We start from the raw sequence: 6,258 nt of genomic DNA on the forward strand, positions 1-6,258 counted from the left end.
AAAGACAGTACCAAAAAATATTAATAGGAGGAGAAATTTCAATTGAAAATATCTTTAAATGGAAAATGGAAGGTTTACGACAATGAGAAAGAGTTTGAGTTTGATGGAAACGTCCCTGGAACAGTACAAGGAGACCTTGTGGATTTGAATCTTATGCCTCACCCTTATGTAGGAGAAAATGAAAAACTTTTCAAAAGGTTAGAATGGAAAAATTGGATATACGAGAAAAAATTTCACATAGAAGAGATAAACAATGAGCTACGTTACGATCTTGTATTAGAGGGTGTGGATACCCTTTCAAATATCTATCTTAACGATAATTTCGTTGGAGAAACCGAGGATATGTTCATAGAATACCGGTTTGACGTTAAAAAGTATCTCAAAATTGGGGAAAATTCTTTAAGAGTAGAGATTAAATCTCCAATAGACCTCCCTAAAAGATTTGAAAAAAATTACGGAAAATTACACGCCGGCGAAGAAACCGCAAGAGTTTACATAAGAAAAGCTCAGTATTCCTATGGCTGGGACTGGGGAGCAAGAATAGCCACTAGTGGAATATACAGAGATATTTACATAGAAAGTTATAAAGATGCTAGACTTTTCGGTTCCACTGCTTTTTTGGAAAATTTAGATGGAAAAGTTAACTTTTCCGGTTACGTTGATTCCCATATTAAAGATACTAAAAACTACGAAGTAGAAATTCTTTTCAATGGAAATCCAGTAATTACATTACCAGTAACCGCTAGTGTTGAAAATTACAAATTTGAAGGTTCTAAAAGAATAGAGAATTTAAAGCTTTGGTATCCACACGATTTGGGTGAAAGTTATTTATACGAAGTTGAGTTTAGACTTAAGAAAAATAAAGAAGTAATCTACAGTGAGAAAAAGAAAATAGGTTTTAGAATCGTCAGGGTAGTGAGAGAAAATAACTCAGAAGGTGAAAGCTTTATCTTTGAGATAAACGGCAGAAAAATCTTCGCCAAAGGCGCAAATTGGATCCCTGCTGAAAATATATTAAGTTGGTTAAAAGAGAGTGATTACGTTAAACTTCTCAAAATGGCGAAGGAATCCAATATGAACATGTTGAGAGTATGGGGAGGGGGCCTTTACGAAGATCCCACATTTTACAACACATGTGATGAATTAGGAATATTAGTTTGGCAAGACTTCATGTTTGCATGTGCTGAATATCCTGACCATATAGATTGGTTTAGAAAGCTTGCAAACGAAGAAATAAGACATCAAGTATTGAAATTAAGACATCATCCAAGTATAGTCCTTTGGTGCGGAAATAATGAGAATAATTGGGGCTTTGAAGAATGGGACTACAAATTGAAAGTGGATGGAAAAAATCTTGGAAATAGACTTTATTTGGAAGATTTTCCTAAAATATGTGCCCAAGAAGATCCATCGAGACTGTACTGGCCATCGAGCCCATACGGTGGCAGTAGAGCTAACTCTTCTGAAGCGGGAGATAGACATGTTTGGGAAATCTGGTCAGGATGGCAAGATTACAAATACTATACATGGGACAATTCAAAGTTTGTAAGTGAATTTGGATTTCAAGCAGCTCCAGATCCAAAAACTATTGATTTCTTTGCCGAAGATAATGAAAAAGAAATCTTTTCTCCAACGATGTTGAATCACAATAAACAAGTTGAAGGCCCAGAAAGACTTTTAAGGTTCATCAATGGACATTACGGATTGATTAGTAATTTTGATTCAATTGTTTATTTAACTCAACTCAACCAAGCAGAAGCTATTAAGACAGGAGTAGAACATTGGAGAAGCAGAAAATACAAAACAGCCGGAACTCTTTATTGGCAAATAAATGATTCATGGCCTGTTTTCAGTTGGGCTTCAATAGATTATTTTAAACGGCCAAAGGCTTTATACTTTTACACTAAAAGATTTTATAATCAATTGTTAGCGATTGCCAAAAACAAAGATGAAAAGGTCATAATATCACTGATAAACGATGGAATCAAAACCCAAGTTGATTTAGAATTTCAACTTTGGTCTCTAGATGGAAAAAAACTTATGCAAAAAGAATATTCAAACATAAAAACGCCCGAAGATTCTGTAACTACTATCGATCAACTTAATATTTCCAACATTGACTTAGATAACTCCATAGCTTACTTAATTCTAAAACAAAATGGAAAAACCATAATAGAAAACCACGAATTATTTGCAGATTTAAGAAAAAATAAATTAAACGATCCAAAGATTACATACGAAAAAGAAGGAAACAACTTGATATTGAGTTGTGAAAAACCGGCGTTGGGAGTAAACGTTAAGGTAAAGGGGGAAAATTATTCTCAAGATAATTTCTTTGCTCTTTTCCCCTCCTATCCAAAAGTTCTAAATAATATCGAAGGGGAAATTAGCATAAAAAGCGCCTTTGATTATTTGTAGTTTAAAGATTTGAATTTATAAATTAAATTCTACAACACTCTTTTTAATTTTTAAAAACAAAAAATATCTTCAACATGGAGGTGAATAGAAATGAAGAGTGTTTTAGCATTGGCCTTAATAGTTTCCATTAATTTGGTTTTATTAGCAAATTCAGTATTAATCCCGCCAAATATCGACGATTCTTTCTTATACGGTAACGAACTTGTGAAGAAACCTTCAGAAGCTGGGGCTTTGCGAGTTATTGAGTATAACGGGATAAAAACCTTGGGAGATGAAGAAGGTAATCCTATTCAATTAAGGGGTATGAGCACGCACGGGCTTCAATGGTTTCCCGAAATTCTAAATGAAAATGCTTTCGCCGCTCTTGCAAATGATTGGGAAGCGAATGTAATTCGACTTGCCATGTACGTGGGAGAAGACGGATACGCAACAGATCCTGAAACCATCAAAAAAAGAGTCATTCAAGGAATCAATCTTGCAAAGAAGTATGATATGTACGTGATCGTAGATTGGCACGTACATGCACCAGGAGATCCAACTGATCCAATATATGAGGGAGCACAGGAATTCTTTAAAGAAATTTCAGAATTGTATCCCAATGATCCTCATATCATCTATGAATTATGTAATGAACCAAATGGTATCCCAAATGATGAAATCGGTTGGCAAATTGTAAAAGATTATGCTGAACCTATTATTGAAATGCTTCGGGAAAACGGCAATGAAAACATCGTTATTGTTGGAAATCCCAATTGGAGCCAAAGACCTGATTTAGCTGCTGATGATCCAATCGATGATCAAAATACCGTTTACACCCTTCATTTTTATGCAGGTACCCATAAACCGTCACCAGATAGTTACGTAATGAAAAATGCAATTTATGCATTGACGCACGGTGCCCCTATTTTTGTATCTGAATGGGGAACAAGCGAAGCTACTGGCGATGGTGGACCATATATAGAAGAATCAGATGAATGGCTTAAGTTTTTGAACGCCAATAACGTTAGTTGGGTTAATTGGTCTCTTACTAATAAAAATGAAAAATCTGCGGCATTTACACCATACGTATATGGTGAATCTGAAGCAACAGATCTTGATCCAGGGCCTGATCAAATATGGTCACCAGAGGAACTAAGTGTTTCAGGAGAATATGTTCGTACACGTATAAAAGGTGTAGAATACGAACCAATTGACCGTTCAAATTACTACAAAACATTATGGGATTTTGATGATGGGACCATGCAAGGCTTTGTAGTAAATTCCGATAGTCCTGTAACTGATGTATCGCTGATCAATGAAGATAACAGATTAAAAATTTCTGGTTTAGATGCAAGCAATGGCGTTAGCGAAGAAGGATTTTGGAACAATCTGCGTATTTCAGCGGATAATTGGGGCAACGCAGTCGATATTAGCGGGGCAGAAAAAATAATGGTAGATGTTATTTTAAAATCTCCTGCAACTGTTTCTATAGCAGCGATTCCCCAAGGACCCGGGAACGGTTGGTGGACTAATCCTGCTCGTGCCGTAAGACTCTTCCCCAACGATTTTGTCAAACAAGCTGATGGAACTTACAAAGCAGTTCTAACAATAACAGCTGAAGATAGCCCGGGCTTGGAAATAATTGGCACAAGTGAGACAAACAATACGATTCAAAATATCGTCCTTTTCGTAGGTACAGATGGGACAGATGTAATTTATTTGGATAATTTTAAGGTTTCTGGCAAAAAAATTGAAATTCCCATTATCCATGATCCGTTAGGTGAAGCAAAATTACCATCGGATTTTGAAGATGACACTCGTCAGGGTTGGAAATGGAGTAGTGACTCAGCAGTGCAAACAGCTCTTACCATAGAAGAAGCCAACGGTTCAAAAGCTTTATCTTGGGAAGTAGCATATCCTGAAGTAAAGCCAAGTGATACGTGGGCATCCGCACCACGTTTAGATTTCTGGATGGATGTCCTAAAACGTGGGGATAAAAATTTCTTGTTTTTTGATTTTTATTTAGCACCCGATAGAGCTTCGGAAGGAACTATTGAAATAAACTTGGCATTTCAACCACCATCAGCAGGTTATTGGGCACAGGCATTTGATACTTATCAAATTGATCTATCAGATCTTGATTCAGCAACTGTAACAAATGATGGCCTGTACCATTATGAAGTAAAAATTGATTTAAATTCAGTTCCCAATATTGAGGACAACACTGATTTAAGAAATATGCTTTTAATTTTTGTTGATGTAAACAGCGACTTCGCTGGAAGAATGTATATAGATAATGTCAATTTTATTGAATAAAAAAGCAAGAAAATTTTCATCTATGAGGAGATGAGTATTATGGATTTTAATTTCGATCATTTAGCAATCACAGTTTCCGATTTGGAAAAATCTGTTGGATTTTACAGAGATATTCTTGGTTTTAGAATTTTAGGAAAACTGGTTCAAGACAATGGGAATTTCGTAATTGTTTACCTTGATATGGGGGATAAAGTACTTGAATTATTCAATTTTACAGAAAAAGGAAAATATCTAACAACTCAAAACGATAAAGACATGGGCATAAAACACTTTGCTTTTAAAGTAAAAAGTGTCGACCAATCCTTTAAATATCTAAGAGAAAAAGGTGTAGAATTCACAATGGAACCTACCAATGCTGAGGGCGGTGTTAGAATCGCCTTTTTCAAAGACCCTGATAACATTCTTATAGAGATAATTGAGGGAGAACTTAATTTAGAAACATATTAAGGGTAACTCTTGAGGTGAGGAAAAATGGCAACGATAAGAGAAATCGCTAAAGCTTCAGGCTTCTCTATCGCAACGGTATCTAGAGTTCTCAGTGGAAGCGAGAACGTTACTGAAGAAACAAGAAAAAAGATTTTGAAGGTTATAAAAGAATTAGATTACAGAAGAAGCCAGAGCATAAAAGGGAGCTCGTTCAGGGGGATTGGGGTCTTGGTCCCCGATCTAAAGGCAGATTACTATGGAATGGTAGCTGAAGGAATAGAAGAAGTTCTTTTACGAAATCACTTCGAAATGTTCCTTTCAACATATAGACATTCATTGGAAAAAGAGAGAGATGCCTTAGAAGAGTTCTTCGCAAGAAAAGTTGATGGTGTCATTGTCTGTACAACCTACCAGGATGAAGATTGCTTAGAAAAATTCATTGAAGCAGGTATACCGGTTGTTGCTGTTGATAGAGAAAACTCAGAACTGAAAATGGATATTGTCACTATAGATAATTATGACTCTTCATTGAAAATTGCAAAATATTTATACGATATGGGCCATAGAAAAGTTTTACATGTTGAAGGTCTAATGGAAGTATACTCTGCCAGGGAAAGAAAGCAAGCTTTTATGGATTTTGCACAAAAGAAAGAAGATTTTGAAGTTACCTTTATTCCTGCAAGTTTTGATGTAAAAGATGGATATATTGCTATTAAAAAATATCTTGACAAATATGGCAAAAACTTTACAGCGGGTTTTTTTGCCAATGATTGGATGGCTCTTGGCGGGATAAAAGCACTGAAAGAAGCTGGATTCAATTACCCTGAAGATGTTTCAATAGTTGGCTTTGATGATTCTCCCTTGTCTAAATATTTATACCCTTCTTTAACAACCATTAGACAACCTGTATATGAAATGGGATTAAACGCAGCAAAACTTTTGATAGAAAAATTAGAAGGTAAAAATGAAAGTAAGGTGAAAAGAAGGGTTATTTTACCAACTAACTTAATAATTAGAGATTCAGTCAGAAAAATATAATTTAATGATTTTTTGATATAATTATATTAATTATAGGGTGGGCGCGGGGCAAAGGGGCGGAAGTTTCTTTATCCTTATGGG

Annotated in this window: 4 protein-coding genes; all 4 read left to right on the forward strand. The window is 35.4% G+C overall.

Going from position 1 to position 6,258, the window contains the following annotated elements:
- Nucleotides 1–42 precede the first annotated feature (42 nt).
- A complete protein-coding gene (locus X928_RS02720; protein ID WP_103078376.1) occupies nt 43–2,418 on the forward strand; it encodes a beta-mannosidase in 2,376 nt (791 codons plus the stop codon).
- A gap of 90 nt (nt 2,419–2,508) precedes the next feature.
- Nucleotides 2,509–4,713: a carbohydrate-binding domain-containing protein gene (locus X928_RS02725; RefSeq protein WP_103078377.1), complete on the forward strand. Its 2,205-nt coding sequence runs from the start codon at nt 2,509–2,511 to the stop codon at nt 4,711–4,713.
- A gap of 39 nt (nt 4,714–4,752) precedes the next feature.
- The gene (locus tag X928_RS02730; RefSeq protein WP_169926280.1) at nt 4,753–5,160 is read left to right on the forward strand and encodes a VOC family protein; all 408 of its coding nucleotides are present in this window, start codon (nt 4,753–4,755) and stop codon (nt 5,158–5,160) included.
- Nucleotides 5,161–5,184: 24 nt separating this feature from the next.
- Nucleotides 5,185–6,177, forward strand: coding sequence for a LacI family DNA-binding transcriptional regulator (locus X928_RS02735; RefSeq protein ID WP_103078379.1), 993 nt, complete (start codon nt 5,185–5,187; stop codon nt 6,175–6,177).
- Nucleotides 6,178–6,258 lie beyond the last annotated feature (81 nt).

It is taken from the genome of Petrotoga miotherma DSM 10691 (assembly GCF_002895605.1).
GTDB lineage: Bacteria > Thermotogota > Thermotogae > Petrotogales > Petrotogaceae > Petrotoga > Petrotoga miotherma.

What these genes read in the sequence shown, in the direction of transcription:
- X928_RS02730 (WP_169926280.1), top strand. Translation starts at nt 4,753, where the DNA reads ATGGATTTTAATTTCGATCATTTAGCAATCACAGTTTCCGATTTGGAA.
- X928_RS02735 (WP_103078379.1), top strand. Translation starts at nt 5,185, where the DNA reads ATGGCAACGATAAGAGAAATCGCTAAAGCTTCAGGCTTCTCTATCGCA.
- X928_RS02725 (WP_103078377.1), top strand. Translation starts at nt 2,509, where the DNA reads ATGAAGAGTGTTTTAGCATTGGCCTTAATAGTTTCCATTAATTTGGTT.